16 protein-coding genes and 1 pseudogene are annotated in these 19,952 nt (G+C 75.3%); 15 read left to right on the top strand and 2 right to left on the bottom strand.

All coding sequences use genetic code 11. The features are described 5' to 3' along the window. The first annotated feature begins 60 nt into the window (after positions 1 to 60). The 8 genes from ACFVFS_RS31630 (at position 61) to ACFVFS_RS31595 (ending at position 8,672) form a co-directional block, all read left to right on the top strand. Entirely contained in the window at positions 61 to 1,905 is a 1,845-nt protein-coding gene (locus ACFVFS_RS31630; RefSeq protein WP_380628255.1) for an alpha/beta hydrolase family protein, read from the top strand. Further along, on the top strand, positions 1,902 to 2,063 hold the full coding sequence (locus tag ACFVFS_RS31625) for a hypothetical protein (RefSeq protein ID WP_376082793.1): 162 nt from the start codon (positions 1,902 to 1,904) through the stop codon (positions 2,061 to 2,063). Before ACFVFS_RS31630 ends, ACFVFS_RS31625 begins: the two co-directional genes overlap by 4 nt. 79 nt (positions 2,064 to 2,142) lie before the next feature. Next, positions 2,143 to 4,158: a RiPP maturation radical SAM C-methyltransferase gene (locus ACFVFS_RS31620; protein ID WP_380628254.1), complete on the top strand. Its 2,016-nt coding sequence runs from the start codon at positions 2,143 to 2,145 to the stop codon at positions 4,156 to 4,158. Further along, on the top strand, positions 4,139 to 4,843 hold the full coding sequence (locus ACFVFS_RS31615; RefSeq protein ID WP_380628253.1) for a DUF5825 family protein: 705 nt from the start codon (positions 4,139 to 4,141) through the stop codon (positions 4,841 to 4,843). The genes ACFVFS_RS31620 and ACFVFS_RS31615 overlap by 20 nt, the downstream gene beginning before the upstream one ends. An 85-nt stretch (positions 4,844 to 4,928) precedes the next feature. Continuing rightward, the gene (locus ACFVFS_RS31610) at positions 4,929 to 6,128 is read left to right on the top strand and encodes a cytochrome P450 (RefSeq protein ID WP_380628252.1); all 1,200 of its coding nucleotides are present in this window, start codon (positions 4,929 to 4,931) and stop codon (positions 6,126 to 6,128) included. Beyond that, complete coding sequence (locus ACFVFS_RS31605) at positions 6,121 to 7,377, top strand: MFS transporter (protein ID WP_380628251.1); 1,257 nt, start codon at positions 6,121 to 6,123, stop codon at positions 7,375 to 7,377. Before ACFVFS_RS31610 ends, ACFVFS_RS31605 begins: the two co-directional genes overlap by 8 nt. Positions 7,378 to 7,575: 198 nt before the next feature. After that, positions 7,576 to 7,839 carry a hypothetical protein gene (locus tag ACFVFS_RS31600; RefSeq protein ID WP_380628250.1) on the top strand — a complete coding sequence of 88 codons (264 nt, stop codon included), beginning with the start codon at positions 7,576 to 7,578 and terminating at the stop codon, positions 7,837 to 7,839. Between the two features lie 269 nt (positions 7,840 to 8,108). Further along, positions 8,109 to 8,672: a DUF6245 family protein gene (locus ACFVFS_RS31595; RefSeq protein WP_380628249.1), complete on the top strand. Its 564-nt coding sequence runs from the start codon at positions 8,109 to 8,111 to the stop codon at positions 8,670 to 8,672. A gap of 58 nt (positions 8,673 to 8,730) precedes the next feature. Here the strand turns inward: ACFVFS_RS31595 and ACFVFS_RS31590 are convergent, their stop codons facing one another. Continuing rightward, a complete protein-coding gene (locus tag ACFVFS_RS31590; protein ID WP_380628248.1) occupies positions 8,731 to 9,789 on the bottom strand; it encodes a hypothetical protein in 1,059 nt (352 codons plus the stop codon). Between the two features lie 198 nt (positions 9,790 to 9,987). Here ACFVFS_RS31590 and ACFVFS_RS31585 point away from each other — a divergent pair, with 198 nt between their 5' ends. The 4 genes from ACFVFS_RS31585 (at position 9,988) to ACFVFS_RS31570 (ending at position 15,026) form a co-directional block, all read left to right on the top strand. Next, positions 9,988 to 10,356, top strand: coding sequence for a hypothetical protein (locus ACFVFS_RS31585; protein WP_380628247.1), 369 nt, complete (start codon positions 9,988 to 9,990; stop codon positions 10,354 to 10,356). Positions 10,357 to 10,430: 74 nt separating this feature from the next. Then, positions 10,431 to 11,282 (top strand): hypothetical protein, encoded by an 852-nt coding sequence (locus ACFVFS_RS31580; RefSeq protein ID WP_380628246.1) that lies wholly within the window; start codon positions 10,431 to 10,433, stop codon positions 11,280 to 11,282. Positions 11,283 to 11,402: 120 nt separating this feature from the next. After that, positions 11,403 to 12,119, top strand: coding sequence for a hypothetical protein (locus ACFVFS_RS31575; protein ID WP_380628245.1), 717 nt, complete (start codon positions 11,403 to 11,405; stop codon positions 12,117 to 12,119). Positions 12,120 to 12,260: 141 nt separating this feature from the next. Continuing rightward, positions 12,261 to 15,026, top strand: coding sequence for a hypothetical protein (locus ACFVFS_RS31570; protein ID WP_380628244.1), 2,766 nt, complete (start codon positions 12,261 to 12,263; stop codon positions 15,024 to 15,026). Between the two features lie 18 nt (positions 15,027 to 15,044). On the opposite strand, the gene ACFVFS_RS31565 is transcribed toward ACFVFS_RS31570, so the two are convergent. Continuing rightward, positions 15,045 to 16,175: an alpha/beta fold hydrolase gene (locus ACFVFS_RS31565; protein WP_380628243.1), complete on the bottom strand. Its 1,131-nt coding sequence runs from the start codon at positions 16,173 to 16,175 to the stop codon at positions 15,045 to 15,047. 323 nt (positions 16,176 to 16,498) lie between these two features. Here ACFVFS_RS31565 and ACFVFS_RS31560 point away from each other — a divergent pair, with 323 nt between their 5' ends. From ACFVFS_RS31560 to ACFVFS_RS31550, 3 genes and pseudogenes are all read left to right on the top strand, one after another. Next, complete coding sequence (locus tag ACFVFS_RS31560; RefSeq protein WP_380628242.1) at positions 16,499 to 17,233, top strand: alpha/beta hydrolase; 735 nt, start codon at positions 16,499 to 16,501, stop codon at positions 17,231 to 17,233. Between the two features lie 114 nt (positions 17,234 to 17,347). Beyond that, positions 17,348 to 18,880: an oxidoreductase gene (locus ACFVFS_RS31555; protein ID WP_380628241.1), complete on the top strand. Its 1,533-nt coding sequence runs from the start codon at positions 17,348 to 17,350 to the stop codon at positions 18,878 to 18,880. 299 nt (positions 18,881 to 19,179) lie between these two features. After that, positions 19,180 to 19,785, top strand: a pseudogene (locus ACFVFS_RS31550) (ATP-binding cassette domain-containing protein); the annotation flags it as partial. Positions 19,786 to 19,952 lie beyond the last annotated feature (167 nt).

The following is a 19,952-nucleotide window of genomic DNA, read 5'->3' as shown; positions in this document are numbered from 1 at the left end:
CTCGCTCAACGGACGTTCAGCGCAGCCTGTTCCCACCATCGAGCCGGAAGGGCCGGGTCCGTGACGCAGGCGTTCCAGTCCCCCGGCTTCGCCGCGCTCGCGGCCGACCGGGCCGTCGAGACCCGGCTCGTCGAGGAACGCTGGCAGGCGGTGGCCTGGGACCTCGGGACGGGGCGGCGCCGGGTCGTCACCGACCGCCCGGGCGGCGTCCATCTGAGCGAGATCGAGCCGGACGGCGGCGCCATCTGGTGGTTCGACGCCGACAGCACCGGGGAGGGCCGGTGGCGACGCGAGCCGTTCGCCGGCGGGACCGGCGGCGAGGCGCTGCACGGCGTGCCGGCCGGGCGGGCGTACGGGGTCGCCTTCGACCGGACGGGCGCGCTCGCGGCGGTGGCCGTCGGCACCGACGACGCCTCGCACTGCTACGTCGGACCGCCCGCGGGCGAGGCCCGGCTGATCGGATCGGCGCCGGGGTACCTGAGCCTGGCCGACCTGTCGCCGGACGGCGGACTGATCGCCCTCGCCGGGCAGCCCGACGGGGACGACGCCGTGGTCCTCCTGCCGACCGGCGCCCGGACGGACGGCCATGAGGCCGACCCGCTGCGGCTCCCCGGGAACGACCGGGTCCGGCTCTGGCCGATCGAGTTCAACCCGCTCGCGCCGCTCGAACCGGAACTGCTGCTGGTGGTCGAGGAGGACGACCGCTACGCCGTCGCGACCTGGCGGGCGAGCACGGGGCTGCGCCGCCATCCGCGGCTGTCGTTCGACTCGCAGATCACGGCCGGCTGGTACCAGGGGCCGCGCGGCGTGCTGATCCAGCACGAGCGAGCCGGACGGAGCCGGCTCCTCCTCGCCGACCTCGACCCGCCGGCCACCGCACCGGGCCAGGCCGAACAGGCCCCGCCCGCCCGGGAGATCGGCACCCCCGGCGGCACGATCCACGACCTGTCCTGCGCCCCCGACGGCACCCTGCACTGCGTCTGGAGCCGCGAGTCGACGCCGCCCCGCCCCCTCGTCCTGCGGCCCGGCGCGCCGGACGCTGCGGACCACCCCGACCCCGGCGACGGGACCTCCCGCACCCGGCGCTGGACGCCCCGGCCGTACGGGCCCATCCACAGCTTCGTCACCACCCCGGCCGGCGCCGGTCCGTGGCCGACCCTGTTCCTGGTGCACGGCGGCCCGGCCACCCACGACCGGGACTCCTACGACCCGCGCGTCAACGTCCTGGTGGAGCAGGGCTACGCGGTGGTCCGCACCAACTACCGCGGCTCCACCGGCTACGGCGCCCGCTGGCAGCACGAGTACGGCCACCGGGTCGGGCTGGCGCAGATCGAGGACCTCGCCGCCGTCCGCGCCGAGCTGGTCGCCGACGGCACGGCGCTCGCGGACCGCACCGGCCTGTGCGGATTCTCGTGGGGCGGCTACCTCGCCCTGCTGGCGATGGGCGCGCAGCCGGAGCTGTGGTCGCTCGGCATGGCCGCCCAGCCGATCGCGGACTACCCCGCCGCCTACCGCACCACCACGCCCGCTCTGCGCGAGCTCGACCGGCAGCTGTTCGGCGGGACCCCGGACGAGGTCCCCGAGCGCTACCGCGCGGCCGACCCGCGCGCGTACGTGCACCTGGTCCGCTCGCCCGTGCTGCTGGTCGCCTCGCGGACCGACGAGCGGTGCCCGCCCGGGCAGGTGGCCCGGTACGCCGCGGACCTGCGCCGGCTGGCGGTGCCCCACGAGCTGCTCTGGGTGGACGGCGGCCACTACAGCCGCCGGACCGCCGACCACCGATCGGTGCTGGCCGCGATGGTCCGGTTCGCCGGGCACGCCTGGTCGGCACCGCTCCCCCGAGCGCCTCGGGGCGACCGCCCCGAGGGACCCGTCGAACCAGGTGAAGGAGGTGAACAGCCATGAAGCGTCGCAGCATTCAGAACGACCCGATCAGCACCCCGGAGCGTGACCGGGGCGCCGTCGTGGTCCAGAACTTCGCGCTCGACATCACCAAGGCCGCGCCGGTCGCGCCCGCCCTCAAGGGGCAGCGCAAGCCGAAGCCGGAGCCCAAGGGCAAGTGATGCCCCGTCGCTCCGGGGTACTTGCGGTGTGCCCCGGAGCGACACCCCCGACCGCCTGCGACCGACAGAAGTGGCCACCATGCGTATCGTCCTGCTGCACATGCCCTGGGGCGCGATCGACGTGCCGTCGCTGGCGCTCGGGATCCTGCACACCGCCGCCGCGCGCGCCGGCCACCAGGTCGACGTGCGGTACGCCAACCTGGACTTCGTGGACTGGGCGGCCCGGACCGCGGGCTTCGGCGTGGACGACTACCAGTACTTCTCCGAGAAGTCCTACTTCCAGGGCGCGGGCGACTGGGCCTTCGCCGGCGCGCTGTACGGCGACGACGGCGACGGCGGCGACGGCGGTGACGGCGGTGACGGCGGTGACGGCGGTGACATCGACGCCGACTTCGCGGACTACTTCGCGTACCTGGCCGCCAACGGCGCGAGCGAGCAGGAGATCGCCCTGACCCGGGCCACCCGCGCGCTCGCCCCCGCCTTCCTCACCCGCCTGGTCGAGGAGCTCGCCGCCGACCCGCCGGACCTGGTCGGTTTCACCACCACCTTCCAGCAGAACACGGCGAGCCTGGCCGCCGCCAAGCTGCTCAAGCGGCACTGCCCGCAGGTGCGCACCGTGTTCGGCGGCGCGAACTGCGACGGCCCGCAGGGCGCCGCGCTGCACCGCAACTTCCCCTTCCTGGACTACGTGGTGCGCGGCGAGGGCGAGGCCGCCTTCCCCGCGCTCCTGGAAGGCCTCGCGGAAGGCCTCACGGAAGGCCTCGCGCAAGGCGTTCCGGGCGGCGGCGACCTCTCCGCCGTCCCCGGGCTCTGCTGGCGCGACGGCTCCGGGACGTCGACGGCCAACGCGATGACCAGCCGCCCGCTGCCGCCCTCCGCGATCCTGCCGCCCCGCTACGACGGCTTCTTCGAGCGGCTCGACACCTCCGTCGCGGCCGGCTGGGTCGACCCCAAGCTGGTCCTCGAAGGCTCCCGGGGCTGCTGGTGGGGCGAGAAGCACCACTGCACCTTCTGCGGGCTCAACGGCTCCTCGATGGAGTTCCGCTCCAAGCCGCCGGCGGACTTCCTCGCCGAGGTGCTCACCCTCGCCGAGCGCCACCAGCTGCTGGACGTCTACGTGGTCGACAACATCCTGGACATGGGCTACTTCGACACCGTCCTGAAGTCGCTGGCCGAGCTCCCGGTCGACCTGCGGCTGCACTTCGAGATCAAGGCCAACCTGCGCCGCCACCAGTTCCAGCTGCTCGGCGACTCGGGCGCGGCCCAGGTGCAGCCCGGCATCGAGAGCCTGAGCACCCGGGTCCTGCGGATCATGGACAAGGGGGTCACCGGCTGCCAGAACGTCCGCGCGCTGCGGGACGCGCAGAGCGCCGGGGTCTCGGTGACCTGGAACTACCTCTACGGCTTCCCGGGCGAGCAGCCCGAGGACTACGAGTCGGTGATCCGCCAGCTGCCCGTGCTGCACCACCTGGACCCGCCGACCGGAGCGGGGCGGATCGCGATCGAGCGGTTCAGCCCGTACTTCGACCGCCCCGAGCTGGGCTTCGCGATCACCCGGCCGGCCTTCCAGTACCGCGCGACCTACCGCCTGCCGGAGAGCGAACTGGCCGAACTGGCCTATGTGTTCACCGCGCCGCCGCGCGGGATCGGCGGCGAGCTCGCGGAGCGGCTGAGCGCGGCGGTGGACACCTGGCTGGCGAGCTTCCCCGACAGCCGCCTCACCTACCGGGACGCGGACGGGCGGATCGTGCTCGTCAACACCCGGCCCGGGTACGACTGGCGGGTGGTCGAGCTGACCGATCCGGTGGAGGTCGCGGCCTTCCGGCTGCTGGCCCAGCCCCGTTCGGCGGCCTCGCTGGCCGCCAAGGTCCCCGGCGGCGCGGCGGCGGTCGAACCGGTCCTGGAGCGGTTCACCGCCCTGGGCCTGCTGTTCCACGACGGGGACGGCTTCCTCCAGGTCGCCGTCGAGTCCGACAACCAGGTGCTGATGCGGATGCAGCACCGGCACGGCCCCGCCGCCGCCCGGCCCCGGGCCGGGGAGACCACCGTCCGCCCCCGTACCGAGGAGGTGCTCGATGCCGTCACGATCGGCTGAGCGGAGCTACGCCGACCCCGACGCCGCCGCCGACACCCGCGCCGGTGCCTGGCTCTCGGCCGGCCCGGAGGTCGAGCTCTGGCTCGACTACGACCCCGCCGCACGGGAGCTGCCGGGCTTCGCGCTCGGCCGCCGCCCCCTCTCCGGCCCGGCGCAGGAGGAGGTCACCCGGCTGCACCGCGCCGGGATCCGCTGCCTGCGGCTGACCGAGCCGGTGCGGCTCTGCGCGGACGCGCCGGCCGCCTCCGCACGGGCGCTGATGCTGCTGCGCGAGGCGACCGGGCAGGGGCTGGCCATCCTCTGGCAGGCGGTCTGCACGGACGGCTGCGCGGCGCGGCGCCGCTTCCACCACCTGTTCCCGCCCGAGGAGTCGACCGGGATCCCCGAGGACGTCGTCGCCGACTGGCGCGCCACGTACTTCCCGAGCAAGTGCGTCTTCCGGCGCGGCCCCGGCTTCGTCGAGGTGCGCGACCGCCGGTTCGGGACGCTGGAGCTGTTCACCATCGACGAGCCGGGCCACCTGGCCCACCTGGACGCGCTGGCCGAGGGCGTCGAGGTCAGCCTGCTGCCGGAGGCCGTCCACCGGGACCTCGCCGAGGCCGGACTGATCGCCGAACAGGCCGGCCGTGCCTGGTTCCTGCCGATGCGGGTGCGGCGCTGGCCCTTCCCGTCGCTGACCGTGTAGCGGGCCTCCGCCGCCGCCGAGCCCACGACCGAATCCCAGCCCGAGTCCGAGTTCCAGTCCCAGCCCGAGTCCCAGGAGAGCTCCCATGACCACCGCGGTCGACGACGCCGCCTCGCGGATGTCCGCCTTCATCCGCGACCCCTACCCCACGCTCGCCCGGATCCGGGAGGCCGGCGCGGTCTCGGTCGTGGAGTTCGGCGAGGGCCTGCCGGTCTACCTGGTGACGCGCTACCAGGACGTCCGGGCCGCGCTGATGGACCCGCGGTTCGGGCAGGACGTCCGCCGCAGCCAGGCCATCGCGAGCGGGCGGGGCTCCGGGCTGACGCTCGGCTCGGAGGTCGTCCACATGCTCAACAGCGACCCGCCGGACCACACCCGGCTGCGCCGCCAGATCCAGGGCGTCTTCACCCGCCGCCGGGTCGACATGATGCGCCCCCTGGTGGAGCGGATCGCCGGCGGCCTGCTGGACGGGCTGCGCGGGCGGGAGACCGCCGACCTGGTCACGGACTTCGCCTTCCCGCTGCCGATCATGATCATCTGTGAGCTGCTGGGCTTCCCCCCGGAGGACATGCAGGCCTTCCGCACCTGGTCGACCGCGATCCTCACCCAGGGCGGCGAGATGACCTTCCAGCAGGCCACCTCCGAACTGAACGACTACCTCCGGGAGTTGATGAAGGCCCGGCGGAGCACCCCGCGCGAGGACATCCTCACCGACCTGGTACGGGCGAGCGACGCCGGCGAACTCACCGAGCAGGAGGTGTTCTCGATGGTCTTCCTGCTGCTGATCGGCGGCCACGAGACCACCGTCAACCTCCTCGGCACCGCCACCCTCGCCCTGCTCCACCACCCCGACCAGCTCGCCTGGCTGCGCCGGAACCCGGCCGCGATGCCGGTCGCGATCGACGAGTTCCTGCGCTACGAGTCCCCGGTGAGCATGGCCACCCTGCGGTTCACCAACGCCGACGTGGCGGTCGACGACGTCGAGATCCCGGCGGACGAGCTGGTACTGCTCTCGCTCGGCGCGGCCAACCGGGACCCGGCCCGCTTCACCGACCCCGACCGGCTGGTCCTGGACCGGGGCGATCCGGGCCACCTGGCCTTCGGACAGGGCCTGCACCGCTGCCTCGGCTCCTTCCTCGGCAAGCTGGAGAGCGAGGTCGCGCTGACCGGCCTGCTGGAGCGCTTCGAGCGGATCGAGCTGGCCGCCGAGGAGGAGGCCCTGCCCTGGCGCAACACCATCATGCTGCGCGGCCTGGAGTCCCTGCCGGTCTCGCTCGATGGCTAGCAGCACGGGAACCGGCGGCGCGACGGGGCTGCTGCGGTTCCGCCCCCGGATCGGCGTCGCGCCGCTGCGCTCGCGCGGCTACCGGCTGCTGGTGATCGGGCAGGCCACCTCGGAGTTCGGCAACGCGTTCCAGGTGGTAGCCCTGCCGCTGCTGGTCTACTCCCTCGGCGGCGGCGCCCGCCAGCTGAGCCTGGTGGTCGCCGCTTACGGCGCGGGACGGCTGGCCGCCACCCCGCTCGGCGGGATCCTCGCCGACCGGTTCGGCGCCCGGCAGGTGATGCTGACCGCCGACCTCGGCCGGCTGCTCGCCACCGCCGGCCTGTGCGCGGTCGCCGCCGGCGGGGCGGCGCACTTCTGGCTGATCGGCGCGCTCGCGCTCCTGGTCGGCATCGGGGCGGGCGTCTTCCTGCCGGCCGCCTGGGCGATCACCCCGACCCTGCTGCCCGCCGAGGACCTGCACGCGGGCAACGCGCTGAACAGCACCGTCACCTTCGGCGCCGGCCTGGTCGGACCGGCGGTGGCGGGCCCGCTGGTCGCCTGGCTGGACCCGGCCGCCGCCCTGGGCGTCGATGCGGCGACCTTCGCCGCGTCGGCGGCGACGCTGCTGCTGATCGGCCGCGGCGGCACCGTCGCACCGGCCCGGCCGATCTCCGAACGGGCCTCCGTGCCGCGGAACTTCCGCGGCCTGCTGCGGGAATCCCCGCTGCTGCGCGCGGTGCTGACGGTGACGGTGATCGCCAACCTCACGGTGGGCGGCGCCACCCGCGTCGCCCTGCCGACCCTGGCCACCGACGGCTTCGCGGCCGGCGCCGTCGGCCTGGGCCTGTTGCTCGCCGCCTTCACCGGCGGCGCCCTGGTCGGCGGGCTCTTCGCCGCCGGCCTCACCGATCTGCGCTCGCGGGGCCGCACGGCGATGCTCTCCGGCCTGGTGATGGGCGCGGCGATCGGCCTGGTCCCGTTCACCGGCATCATCGGCGCCGTCCTGCTGCTCTGCCTCGCCGGCAGCGCCAGCACGGTCACCAATGTCCTGGTGGTCACCGGCATCCAGAAGAGCACCCCGCCCGCGCTGCTGGCCCGCGTCATGGCCGCCGTCACCTTCTGCGGCCTGGGCGTCTTCCCGCTCTCCGTGATCGCCGCCGGCGCGGCCGTGGACGCCTTCGGCAGCCGGGCCGTGTTCGCCACGACCGGCCTCTGCCTCCTGGCGGCATTCGGCTACGCCCTCACCCGGCGCGAGATCCGCGACCTGTGAGACCCGGTGGCGCCCCCGGGGACGTCCCGGGGATGTCCCCGCCCGTCCAGGGGCCCGGCGGGTCGACCCGGCACCTGCGCACGCCGGGAGGGCCCGCGCGGGCGCGGGCCGGGCGCGCCGGGCGCGCGGCCGGAGCTCTGCCATCGGCCACCCGGCCGTGGGCCGGAACCGGGCGGGTGACCGACCGGTTGCACGAGCGTGAGCCACCTCCGCCGCGCCGTTCGCGGTACCGCACTCCTCGTCACCCGCATCTGTTCCGCCGTCGAGCGCCTCGACGCCCGCGCCGACGCCGCCCTGCGGTCCCGGCTTCGCCCGTTGGTCACCCGCTTGGCCGCCCTGCTGCAACGGATGGCGGCCGCCAACTGCAGCGACGCCCTCACCCGCCACCTCCCCTGCCGTGCCGCCCGGGAGCGCGGCCGGGACCGGCCGACGGCCACCGGCCCCGCACCACTCGACGACTGACCGCGAGGCCGTTCGTGGGCGTTCCGGCCGGGTCCGGCCCGGCCCTGCGTGGACGGACTTCTCCCGTACCCGCGACAGAGCGCCCGGAAGGCCCAAATCCCGGCACCTTGCGGAATTCGCGCCCACCGCTGCGGGTCTCAAGTCCCGTGTCACGTCCCCGGTCACAATGTCATCCGAGTGTGACGATCCGACACGGAATCGAGAACCGTTGCCGGTGGCCGTCGCCCCGGCCCTCCCGACGCCCGGACCGGGACAGGTAGCGTGCCGGTATGACGAGCGATGACACCCCCGTGACGGTGGAACAGATCGGCGCGGCCCTGAGCGCGTTGGGCGCCTACGAAGGAACCAACACGCCGGCCGAGCACACCGAAAGGGCCGCGCAGTTCGACAGCCCCGAGATATACCGGCTGCATCTGCTCAACACCCTGCTCGGCACGGTGCAGGCCCAGACGAAGCTCGACGACGACGTCAGGCTGGACGGCGAGGAGTTGTTCAGCGTCTGGATGGAACAGTTGAAGGGCGCCGGAACCTGGGACAATCCGGCCAAACAGGTGTCCTTCCTGGGCTGGCAGGTCCGGCGGGTGGGGATCCCGCTCTTCGTCCTCGCCCAGGACCCGGACACCGGGCCCATCGTGGACGCGTCCGCGAACGCCGCCGAGGCGCTGCACATCCTGCTGGGCGTGGCCGGCACCCTCGAAGAGGCGGACCCGGCCGTCGACATCATCCCCATCCTCAACCAGGGCGTGATGCTGCTGGAGAGCCGGAAGCTCCTGGCGTCCGCCCTGGAGCACACCGACACCGCGCTGGAGACGTTCAAGCCCGTCCTCCCGTAGCCGGCCGGGGCCCGGCCGCCCGTCCTCAGGGGTTCCGGCCGGGCCCGCCGCGGACCTCCTATCGCTCGGCGCCCGCCACCCGCAGCGCGAGGTGCGCGAACCGCGGGGCGAGGGCGGCCGGCGGCTCGGCTCCGCCCTCCTCGGCCGCGGCCGGCTCGCGGAGCGTCAGGACTTCGAGCTGCGGCAGGAGCGGGGAGTCCGCGAGGGCCGCCAGCACCTCGGACGGGTCGGCATCGAACTCCACCTTCCCGAGGTCGAGGTTCCTGAGCTCCGGGTACCACTGCGCCGCGACCGCCAGATCGTCCAGCTGGTCCGCCGAGCACGCGACCCCGAACACGTCGCACTCCAACTCCAGTTCCATGGATGCCAGGGCGGGAAGGCGCCCCGGGAGGAACAGCGACCCGTCGGCCGCCACCGCGCCCCGGGTCCGCAGCCGGGTCAGGCCCGCGTGGTCCACGGAGGGGAACAGGAACGCGCCCTCCAGCTCCAGGGTGCGCAGCGCGGGCAGCGCCTCCCAGATCTCTGTGCGCACCAGCCCCACGCCGTGGTGCTCCATCGGGTCGATGCGGCTGCCGGCCGACCCGGTACCGGGCTCGAATAGGTACTCGAAGCCGTGGCCGAACGACAGCCGCTCCAGCCGGGGCCGCGGCGAGCCGGCGAGCGCGGCCGCGGCCCGTTCGGCGGAGTGGTGGAAGTCGGTCAGGCGCAGGTCGAGCGACCGCAGCCGGCGGCTCACGGGGTGGGCGAGCAGGGCGGCGATCAACACGCCCTCCCACTGCTCGGGATCCTCCACGTCGACGTCGGCCGGATGCCGCGCCAGCAGCCGTTCCACCAGCTCCCGCCGACCCGGCGCTCCGCCCGGCGCCAAGCGGAAGGTCGCCTCGTCGAGGAAGCCGCGCGACCAGCCGAACCGCCACGAGCCGTCCGCCCGCAGCGCGTCCAGCCCCAGGTACCGCTCCACCTCCCCGTAGGCCTCGGCCGAGCGGTCGCGGTCGCCGCCTCCGCACTCCAGCCGGATCGCCTCGCCCCGGGGATCGCCCGCGGCCGTCAGCCGCTCCGCGTACGCGAGCCAGGCGGCCGCGTCCTCGGTCTCCGGAAGGTCCGTCGGATCGAACACCTGCACACCGTGCTCCCGCTCTTGCTGTCGACACCGGGGAGGGTCGGACGCGCCGTGCGTCACCCCGCACCCTAGGGGCCGCCACCGACAGCAGCCGCCCCGGTCAAGGCCCTCGCCGGGCGCCCTCCGGCGACCGCGTTGGAGTGCCGAGGGGGATCCGGCGTTCGGGCCCCGAAGGGGACGGGGCGTTCGGTGGGCATGAACAAGGCTGCCAGGACCGCGCGGTGGGAGAGCCCGCTCGACCTGGAGTCCCTGGCCTGTCGGGCGGCCGGGTGCTCCGGCCGCATCGTGGCGATCGAGGCGGTCTGGGACGGTGACACCGTCCGCGACTGGCACGTACGGCTGTTGGCCATCACCGCCGATCCCGTCGGCGAGGTGCGGATGGCCACCGTGTACTGGTCCACGGCAAAGCTGCACCTCGGTCCGGACGAGTACCAGGGCCCGTGCCACCCGGCGGCGGTGGTCGCCGTGCGGGCCGGCCGCGCCCCCGCCGACCACCTCTCGGCGCCCTTCCACTTCGCCGCCCCGGACTCCCCCGACGACGAGGCGCCGCGTCGGCGCCCCTGAGCGGCGGTCGACGACCCGCGCCGCCCGGCGCGCCGGAGCGGACCGGGAGCGGACCGGGCCCGTACGGTCGGCGCATGTCCTTCGGCCTGCCGGCGGCGCTGGCCGCCGCCCTGCTCACCGGGTCCGCCACCGTGCTCCAGGCGGTCGGGGCCCGTCGCGCCGCCGCCGGGCAGCGGCCCGGCGGGGCGGCCGCGTTGGCGGGGGCGTTCCGGCAGTGGCCGTTCCTGGCCGGGGTCGGGATGGACATGCTCGGGTTCGGCGCCGAACTCCTCGCGCTGGAGCGGCTGCCGCTGTACGAGGTGGAGGCGGTGCTCGCCTCGGCGCTCGCCGTGACGGCCGTCGGCGCGGCCCGGGTGCTGCACGTGCGGCTGCGGCGCAGCGAGTGGGCCGGGGTGGCGGCGGTGTGTGCGGGGCTCTGCGTGCTCGCGGTCAGCGCCGGGCGCGACGGGCCCGGCCACGGCACGCCGGCGCTGCGGCTGGGCACGCTGATCTGCTCGGTGCTGCTGATCGGCGCGGGCTGGGCGGCGGTGCGGTTCGGCGGGAGCCGGCGGGCGCCGCTGCTGGGGCTGGTCGCCGGCCTGCAGTTCGGTGTGGTCGGCGTCGCCGTGCGGGTGCTGCCGGACCCGCGGCTGCCGGACCTGCTGACCGAACCGTCCGCCTACGCCGTCGCGTTCGCCGGGCTGGGCGGGTTCGCCGCGCTGACCTGGGCGATGCAGAACGGGTCGGTCACGGCGGCGACGGCGGCCATGGTGCTCGGCGAGACGCTCGGCCCGGCCGTCGTCGGCGTGCTGCTGCTCGGCGACCACACCCGCCACGACCTCGAACCGCTCGCCGTCCTGGGCTTCGCGGCGGCGGTGTTCGGGGCCCTGACCCTGGCCCGGTTCGGGGACGCCGAACAGCCCGCCACGGTCGGGGCCGCGCCCTGACGGTGTCCCGGGCGGCGGCCGCGCCGGTCACGGAGCGGTTCCGGTCCCGGCCGCGGCGGTTGCTCCGGCGGGCGGCCGGGTACTCCCGGGGGCGGGCCCACCGGGACGGAGGGGACGAGGATGGCGCTCCACTGCGAACTGTGCGGCAGCCGTACGGACGGCGCCGAACGGCTCGGCCGCTACTGTCCGGGCGAGTACTGCGGCGCCGAACTGCCGACCGGGCCGGAGGCGGGCGTGCGGGCCTGGTGCGAGCCGCCGCGCCGGTTCGGAACGGCCGGCGGAACGGTCCTCCTGGACCTGCTCGTGCACAACGCCGGGCCGGACCCGACCGGATTCCGGATCGACCCCGTCGAACCCGTCCAGGGGCGGCTGGACTTCGACCGGCGGGCCGTCGAGGCGCCGCTGCCCTCCGGCGCGACCCGGCGGATCGAGCTGCGGTACACGGTGCCGCTCGACCTCGTCGGTCTGGGCCCGGACATCGCCTCCCGGTTCGGCGTCCCCGGGGCCGGGGCGGCGGGGCAGGTGCAGGGCGCGCCGAACGCGCGGGTCGGGGTGGCCCTGCGGGTGGCCGCGGTGCCGGCCCGCCGGGGCGCGGCCTGCGCGGCGTTCGCGGTGGACGTCCCCGCACGGCCCGCACGGCCCGGCGCCGCCGCGGGCGGCGGCGGATCGGCCGGCGCTCGCGCGGCCGGCGCGGGTACGGAGGAGCGGTCCGCGTCCCCGGCGCAGCCGCAGCCCGCCGACCGGCGGCCCGGCGGCTGCGGGCCCCTGGCGGTCACCGTGCTGCTGGCGCTGGTCGCGGTGCTCTTCGCGCTCACCCTGCTCCTCGTCGGGGGTTAGGCCCCCCGGAAGCCCACCGCGCTCGCGCCGATACCGGTGGGCACGGGCGGACAGCGGCAGCCACGGGCACTTTGACGGAGCATCAGTACCAACAGGCACCCCGGGTTAGGCCTGTCAGCGGCAGGTGCTTGCATACGGGTCATGTCTGACGATCTGCACGGCGATGACGCCGTGACCCACCCCCGGGAGATGCCGGGCCCGGGAACCGGGGCCGCCCCGACCGACCGGCCCTCGGGCGTCCCCGCGGAGGCGGAGTACCTCGCGGAGTGGGCGCTCTCCGAGGACGGCCCGACCTGGCCGGCCTGGGCGCTCGGAGCGCGCAACGGCGGTGCGCCCACCGGCCGGTGGCGGCTGTGGCGCCCCGACGGGACGCCGCTGGAGGAGAGCGACTGGCGTGACGGCACCCGCCACGGGACACTGCTGCGCTACCACGACGACGGCACCCTGGCGGTCCGCGCCGAGCACCGCGACGGCACGCCGGTCACCGTCTCCGGCCACCGCTGCGACCACCCGAGCCGCGACCCGTTCTCGTTCGACGGGCTGCCGCCGGTACTCCGCACCGTGGTCATGGAGTACGACGAGCAGGGCACCCGGATCCGCCAGGCCTGCTTCGCCGCCGACGGCACCGAGGTGACCACCGAGGGCGCGCCCGCACCGGAGCGTCCGGCCGGCGTGCCGGAGCACGCCACCTACTGGCCGGACGGCGAGTGGTCGGCCCCCCGCTGGCGGCAGGACGGCGTCCTCGAAGGCGTGGCCCGGCACTGGACGGGGGACGGCGCGCCGGACCGGCTCGTCTACAACCGCGACGGCCGGGAGGTCGCCAGCTTCCCCCAGGGCGAGGCCAAGGCCTCCCCGCTGATCGAGGCGGCCCGCGACGGCGACGCCGCCTCGGTCGAGCTGTGCCTGGCGGCCGGCCTCGGGGCCTCCCCGGGCGCGGCCCGGCACGCCGCCTTCGAGGGCCTGCCCGAGCTGGCCCTGCGGCTGCTCCGGTCGGAACCGGCCGAGGCCGGGACGCCGGCCGGGGCGCTGGCCGAGGTGCGGACCCCGCCCGCGGTGCCGTCCGCCGGCGTACCCGCCGACGCGGTCTGGGTGGCGGGCCTGCTCGCGTTCGTCGACGGCTCCGTCGACGCGACGACCGGGGCGGCCGTCGGGACGTGGCGGCTGTGGAAGCAGGCCTGGGAGAGCACCTCCGCCGCGGAGGGACCGAGCTACCACAACCCCGACAGCGTCTACCACGGGTACGAGGAGGCCGACTTCACCGACGGCCGGCGGGTGGAGCGCAGGACGTACCTGAGCTCCCGCACCCCCTACCGGCTGGAGCGGTTCCGGCCGGACGGCGCACCGCTGCTGGAGCGCAGGTACGAGGACGGCGTGCCCCGGCAGGAACGCGAGTGGCCCAGCGACGGCAGCACCGTCCAGCGGCGGTTCCACGCCGACGGCGCCCTCCGCGCCGAGCGCACCGAGCAGGACGACGTCCTCGTCACCGAGCACTGGTACGCCGCCGACGGCACCCGTACGGCGGAGGTCACGCCCACCGACGTCACGGTCGACGGGGCGGCGGTCGAACGGTGGCGCTCCGTCGACGCCGCCGGGACGCCCATCGCCGAGGGGTACGTCGAGCCCGGCATCCGCGGCGGTCCGGTCGGGGACTGGCAGGTGTTCGGCACCGACGGCGCGGAACCGGGAACCGTGACCTTCGAGGGGCTCGGCCTCGCCCGCGACGAGGAGCTCGGCACGGCCGCCCGCACCCTGCGCGCCTGGCGTGCGGCGCCCGCGCCGAGCGGGCTGCACGGCGTCGAGGCGGTGCCGTGGGACGAGCTCGAAACCTTCTTCGGCGACTCGGAGGACGTTCCGTTCCTGCTCAAGGGGCTGGCCGTCGGCGACCCTCAGGCGTTCCACCTGGCCCTGGGACAGCTGTCGGACATGCTCCTGCACCAGCACACCATCGCGGAGGCCACCGGACCGGCGTTCCGGTGCATGGCCGCACTGGTCGACCGCGTCGAGGACCTCGACGCCCGGACCGCGCTGCTGGGCTTCCTGGCCGACATCGCGACGCGCGACGGCAGCCTCGAATCCTGCCAGGACCTCAAGGCCGTTCTGGCCGGCCTTTCCGCCGACTCCACCGATCCGGACGAGGACTTCGCCGAAAGCGGCGCCGAGTCCGCCTACTACGAGGTCTTCACCGTGCTCGCCGACGCGGTGCCGACCTGGGCCGGGCAGGCCGCCCACGAGCACCCGGGGATCCGCCGGCGGGCGGTCGTCCTGCTCGCCGCGGCGCCCGGGGAGGAGGCGGCCGCGGCCCTGCACGACCGCCTCGCCCTCGAACCCGAGCCCCGGATCCGCGCGGAGATCCTGCTCGGCCTGGGCCTGCACGAGACCCGCGCCGACACCCTCGGCGCACTGGAGCGGCACCTCGCCGACGACGACCCGCTGCTCCGCTACTGCGCCGCCCTGACCTGGGTGCGCACCCGGCGCTCCCCCGCCCACCGGAGCGCCCGGACCTTGATCGAGGTCCTCCGCGGCGATCTGGAGGCCCCCGGCTTCGAGGGGCTGTACCTCGGCGCGGGCGATCCGACCACCGACGCGGCCACCACCCTGGCGCTCCTGCCGCCCGAGCAGGCCGAACCCCTGCTGGCGGAGCTGTGCGCAGCCCTGGACGAGGTCAACGCCATCGACGCCGTCACCGTCGCCGGGGCCCTGCTCGACATCGTCTTCCCCACCGAGGCGTACGACGGCGAGGAGCCGCTCACCAGCGCGCAGCGCACCGTGATCCGCGCGATCGCCGGCAGCACCAGGGCCTGGCACTTCAGGGTGAACCTGCACGAGGTGCTGGACCTCAACGGTCTGCCGTGCGACGCCGCCAGGCTGCGGGCCCTCGCCGACAACGGGCCGGCCGGGGCACCGTAGCGGCCGCCGACCGCCCGCTCATGGTGCCGGGCTGATGCCCCCGCTCTCGTCCATCTCGAACCTGCCCTGGGTCTGGCCGTCGACCTTGGTCTGCTTGAGCCAGTACTTCGACAGGTTGTGCAGGTTCTTGTGCTGGGTCTCCCAGGGCATCGAGTGGCCGGCGCACTTCACCGTGACGAGGATCCTGCGCGGTCCGGTGATGGCGTCGTAGAGCGCGGGGACGTGGAAGTCGAGGGCCGGGTTGGTACTCGGCGGGGTGGTGTTGGCCGTCTGGTCGTGCTCGCCGTGCACGATCAGCACCGGCACGCTTCCGCCGAGTACGCCTCCCTGCCCCGCGGTGGTGCTGTTCCAGCCCCAGGACACGAAGTTCCGGTAGCGGCTGGCGCCCGCCGGCCGTCCGGAGGGAAGCAGCTTCCCCCAGTCACGGCCGATCGGATCCTCGTCCATGAGGGCGTCCCACACGACGTCGACCATGCCGGGCTCGTGCTGGTCCGGGCACTTCATGGTCAGGGCCAGTTCGATGCTCCCGCGGGTGAGCACATGGGTGGGAAAGCCAGGCACCGGCAGGGTCGGCGGGTTCGAGGGGCCCAGCGGGGGGAAGATCGGACCGAGCAGGAACAGGCTCTCCACCTTCCCCGGATTCTTGATCGCGTACGGTCCCATCGCGAAGGCGGCCGCCGACCAGCCGATGAAGAAGACCTTGGAGACGCCGCGCGTGGTGCGGATGTAGTCGACGACGGTGCCGAGCTCGTCCTGGTCGCTCTGGGAGTTGGTCAGGACGAACGGGTAGCTCGCCGTTCGCGGGCCCAGGAGCGGCGGGGTGACGGCGGCCTGCTGGCTGGGATTGACGTTGCAGGGATCCTCCATCCGGGGACGCGGCGACCGGCCGGAGCCCTGCAGGTCCATCATGAAGACGTCGTAGCCGGCCTGGGCGATCGCCTCCGCCCACCCGTACGAGGTGTGCTGGAGGTCGTAGCCCACCAGCGTCGGCACGCTCCTGCCGTGCAGCATGAGGACGGCCTTGCGGTTGGCCGGGGGGCCGGAGGGCGAGCCGTCGTGCTCCCGCACGAACAGCTCCACCTTCCGGCCCGTGTTCGCGGGGACGGTCGACGTGTGAGGGACCAGGTGGTCCGTCGTGGTGATGGCCATGCGAGGGTCTCCTTCTGTCGGTCCGCCCCGTCGGTCGTCCCCTGCAAGTCAGCGTCGGCCAGGCCTGCGGCCCGCGCCACAGCAGGCCCGCCGACCGTGTGCCGGGCGGGTTCCGCGCGCCGCTCCGCTCCCCCGGCCGCACCGCGGCACGAGGCGGCCGGCGCCTGTCCGCGGAACGGCTGCTACGCTTCCCGAGGCCGTGCGAGAGAACGAGGAGGTGGTACCCGTGGACATCACGACATGGGTGCTCCCCTCCGGGGTCACGGTCGGGCGATAGGTCGTCCGGGAGCGCCGTTTCCAGAGCCCTCCCGAAAGGCACGACCGTGCACATCACCTCCGAACAGCGCCTCGACGACGGCGTCGTCGAGCGCGAGTTCACCCTCGGCGAGATCCCCGGCACCCTGTGGACGCCCGGCTCCGCACCGGCCCCGCTGATCCTGATGGCCCACAACAACGGCCTGCCCAAGAGCGACCCCCGGCTGGTGGCCCGGGCCCGGCACCACGCGGCGTGCGGCTACGCGGTGGCCACCGTCGACGCCGCCGGCTGCGGGGACCGGCCCCGTTCCGCCGCCGCCGAACAGGCCCGCGCCGACCTCCGCCGGGCGATCCGGGCCGGCGAGCCGGTCGACGAGATCTTCGAGTCCTTCGTCGGACCGATGGTCGAGGCTGCGGTCCCGGACTGGCGGACCACGCTGGACGCCCTCCTCGCGCTGCCGGGGATCGGCGGCCCGGTCGGGTACTCCGGGTGGGCCGCCCTCGGCATCCGGCTGGCCGCGGTCGACCCGCGCATCGCGGCCGCCGGCCTCTTCGCCGGCGGCCACGTGCCCCGCGCCCAGCGCGAGGAGGCCCGGCGGCTCGCCCTTCCGCTGCTGTTCCTGCTCCAGTGGGACGACGAGGGGAACCCCCGGCAGCGGGCCCTTGACCTCTTCGACGCCTTCGGCAGCAAGGAGAAGACGCTGCACGCCAACCCGGGCGGGCACGTCGGCACCCCGTGGTTCGAGGTGGAGGAAGGGGTCCGGTTCTACGACCGGCACCTGAGGCCGGCGGACACCCGCTGACCCCGGCCGGGGTCCTGCCCGCCGAGGCGGGACCCCGGCTCGCCCCGGCCTGCGGGCGCCGTCGGCCGCCCCACTAGGCTGCGCTTCGCGGGTGATCACCACCGAGGGGGCGGGATGCTGACGTACCAGGACCTGACCGGGCCGGAACAGCGGGTGTGGGACGCCTGCGCCACGGGCGCGGCGGTGGACCTCCGCAGCGGCGACCCGGGTGCGGACGATCCGGTCGGCGGGGCGGCCTGGGGCGAGGGACGCACGGTGCGGGCCGAGGCGATCGCCACCGCGCTGCTCGGCGCCGACGGGCCGGGCGGGCCGGTCCGCGTGCTGTACCTGATCGGCGCCCGCGTCACCGGCCGCCTGGACCTGCGCGGGCTGACCGTCACCGGCGAACTGCGCCTCGAAGGCTGCCACTTCGAGGAGCAGGTGGTACTGCGGGACGCGAACCTGCGGTCCACCAGCCTGAGCGGCTGCCGCATCCCGGGGCTCGACGGGTGGCTGCTGAAGGTCGACGGCAACCTCTTCTTCGAGCGCTCGGTCTTCGACGGGCGCCTCACCCTCACCCGCGCGCAGATCACCGGCGAGCTGCGGCTCAGCGGAGCCCGGCTCACCGCCACCGAGCTGCTCGGCGCCGACGGCGCGGACCCCGTCCCGGACCCGGCGCGCGCCCCGGGCGTCTGGGCGCTGTGGGCCGGCGGCCTGGTGATGGACGGCGGCTGCTTCGCCCGCGACGGGTTCCACGCCCGCGGCGGCCTGCGGCTGGTCGGCGCCCGGTTCAACGGCGGGCTGTTCATGGAGCGGGCCCGGATAGACAACCCCGGCGGCGACGCGTTCACCGGCGACGACCTCACCGCCTCCACCCTCGTCCTCTCCCGCGGCTTCACCGCCGACGGCGCGATCCGCCTGCCCGGCGCGGCGATCCGCAGCCGGCTCTCGCTCGACGCCGCCGTGCTGGACGGCGGCGGCGCGGTGGCCCTGGACGGCAACCGGCTGACCGCCGGCGACCTCCGACTCACCCCGGCCGCCGTCCCGAACGGCACGGTCGACCTCCAGGACGCGCAGACCGTCGTCCTGCACGACAACGCGCACAGCTGGCCGGCCGACACCCGCCTCGACGGCTTCACCTACACCTCCCTCCAGGCCGCCGGCGCCGCCCCCGAACCCGTCGCCCGCCGGCTGGCCTGGCTGACCGCGCTCCCCGGCTACTCCCCCCAGCCCTACGAGCAACTCGCCGCGTGGTACCGGAGGATCGGCCACGACGACGACGCCCGACGGGTGCTCCTGGCGAAGCAGCGCCGGCGCCGGCGCACCCTGGGCGCGCCCGGCCGGATCTGGGGCCGGTTGCTGGACGCCACCGTCGGCTACGGCTACCGCCCCTGGCAGGCCGTGCTGTGGCTGGGCGGCCTCGCGCTGCTCGGCACCCTGGTCTTCCGCCACGGCGCGCCCCACGAGGTCAAGGCCGGCGAGAGCGTGCCGTTCAACCCGCTCGTCTACACCCTGGACCTGCTCATCCCGATCGGCGGGCTCGGCCAGCGCACCGCCTGGTACTGGACCGGGGCCCAGCAGTGGTTCGGCTACTCTCTCATCGCCGTCGGCTGGCTGCTCACGACGGCGGTCCTGGCGGGCATCAGCCGGACGCTGAACCGCAACTGATCCGGCGGCGGAAGCCGCCGTGGGTAACCCGCCCGGCTCCCGGCTCCCGGCTCCCCGAAAATCGCTTGCGGGCGCCCGGCACCCGGCCTACGGTGCTGCCCATGGGAACTCTGTGACAGTCGCCGCGCGGGCGCGTTGAGCTCGGCTCCGCCCCCGCGCCGCCGCCATCCGTGCTTCCGGTCCCTCCGCACCGCCGCCTGCCTCTGCCCGGCGGCGTGACGCGGCTGCCCCGACGTGCGCGGATGTGTCCGCACGCCCGTTCCGATCGGCCCGCTCGGCCGAGAACAGGGGACCTCCGCATGACCACCCCATCACGCACCACCCAGTCACCCACCACCCCGTCACGCACCACCTCACCCCACACCGTCCCGCGGCTCGCCGCCTCGCAGCTCGCTCTCCACGACGTCACCCGCCGCTACGACGACCGCGTCGTCCTGAACGGCGTCTCCTTCAGCCTCAGGCCGGGCGAGCGGGTCGGCGTCATCGGCGACAACGGCGCCGGGAAGTCCACCCTGCTGCGGCTGATCGCCGGACAGGACCGGCCGGACGGCGGCGAGCTGACCGTGACCGCCCCCGGCGGCATCGGCCACCTCGCGCAGTCCCCGGACCTCCCGCCCGGCGCCACCGTCCAGGACGCGGTGGACCTGGCCCTGGCGGACCTCCGCGCGCTGGAGGCCGACCTGCGCCGTGCCGAGGCCCTCCTCCCGGACCTCGCGGGTGCGGAGCTCACCAAGGCGCTGGACGCGTACGCCGGCCTCCTCACCCGCTACGAGGCGCGCGGCGGCTACCGGGCGGACGCCCGGGTGGACGTGGCGCTGCACGACCTCGGCCTGCCGGGGCCGGCGCGGGACCGGCCGCTGGACACCCTGTCGGGCGGCGAGCGCTCCCGGCTGGCGCTGGCGGCGGGCCGGGTCGTCCGGCGGACGGAGGCCGTCCTCGCCTGAGCAACGGGCCGCGGGCCCCGGGGGGCCCCCCCCGGGGGCGCGGGCGGCGCCCGGGGCGCGGGGGAGGCCGGGCGCCGGGGGGGCCCCCCGTGTCCCGGGGGGGGGCCGACCCCAGGCCCCCGGCGCGG

The organism is Kitasatospora sp. NPDC057692 (assembly GCF_042799475.1).
Lineage (GTDB): Bacteria > Actinomycetota > Actinomycetes > Streptomycetales > Streptomycetaceae > Kitasatospora.
Note: the sequence above shows the minus strand (reverse complement) of the source record. Positions and strands in the feature narration are given on the sequence as shown.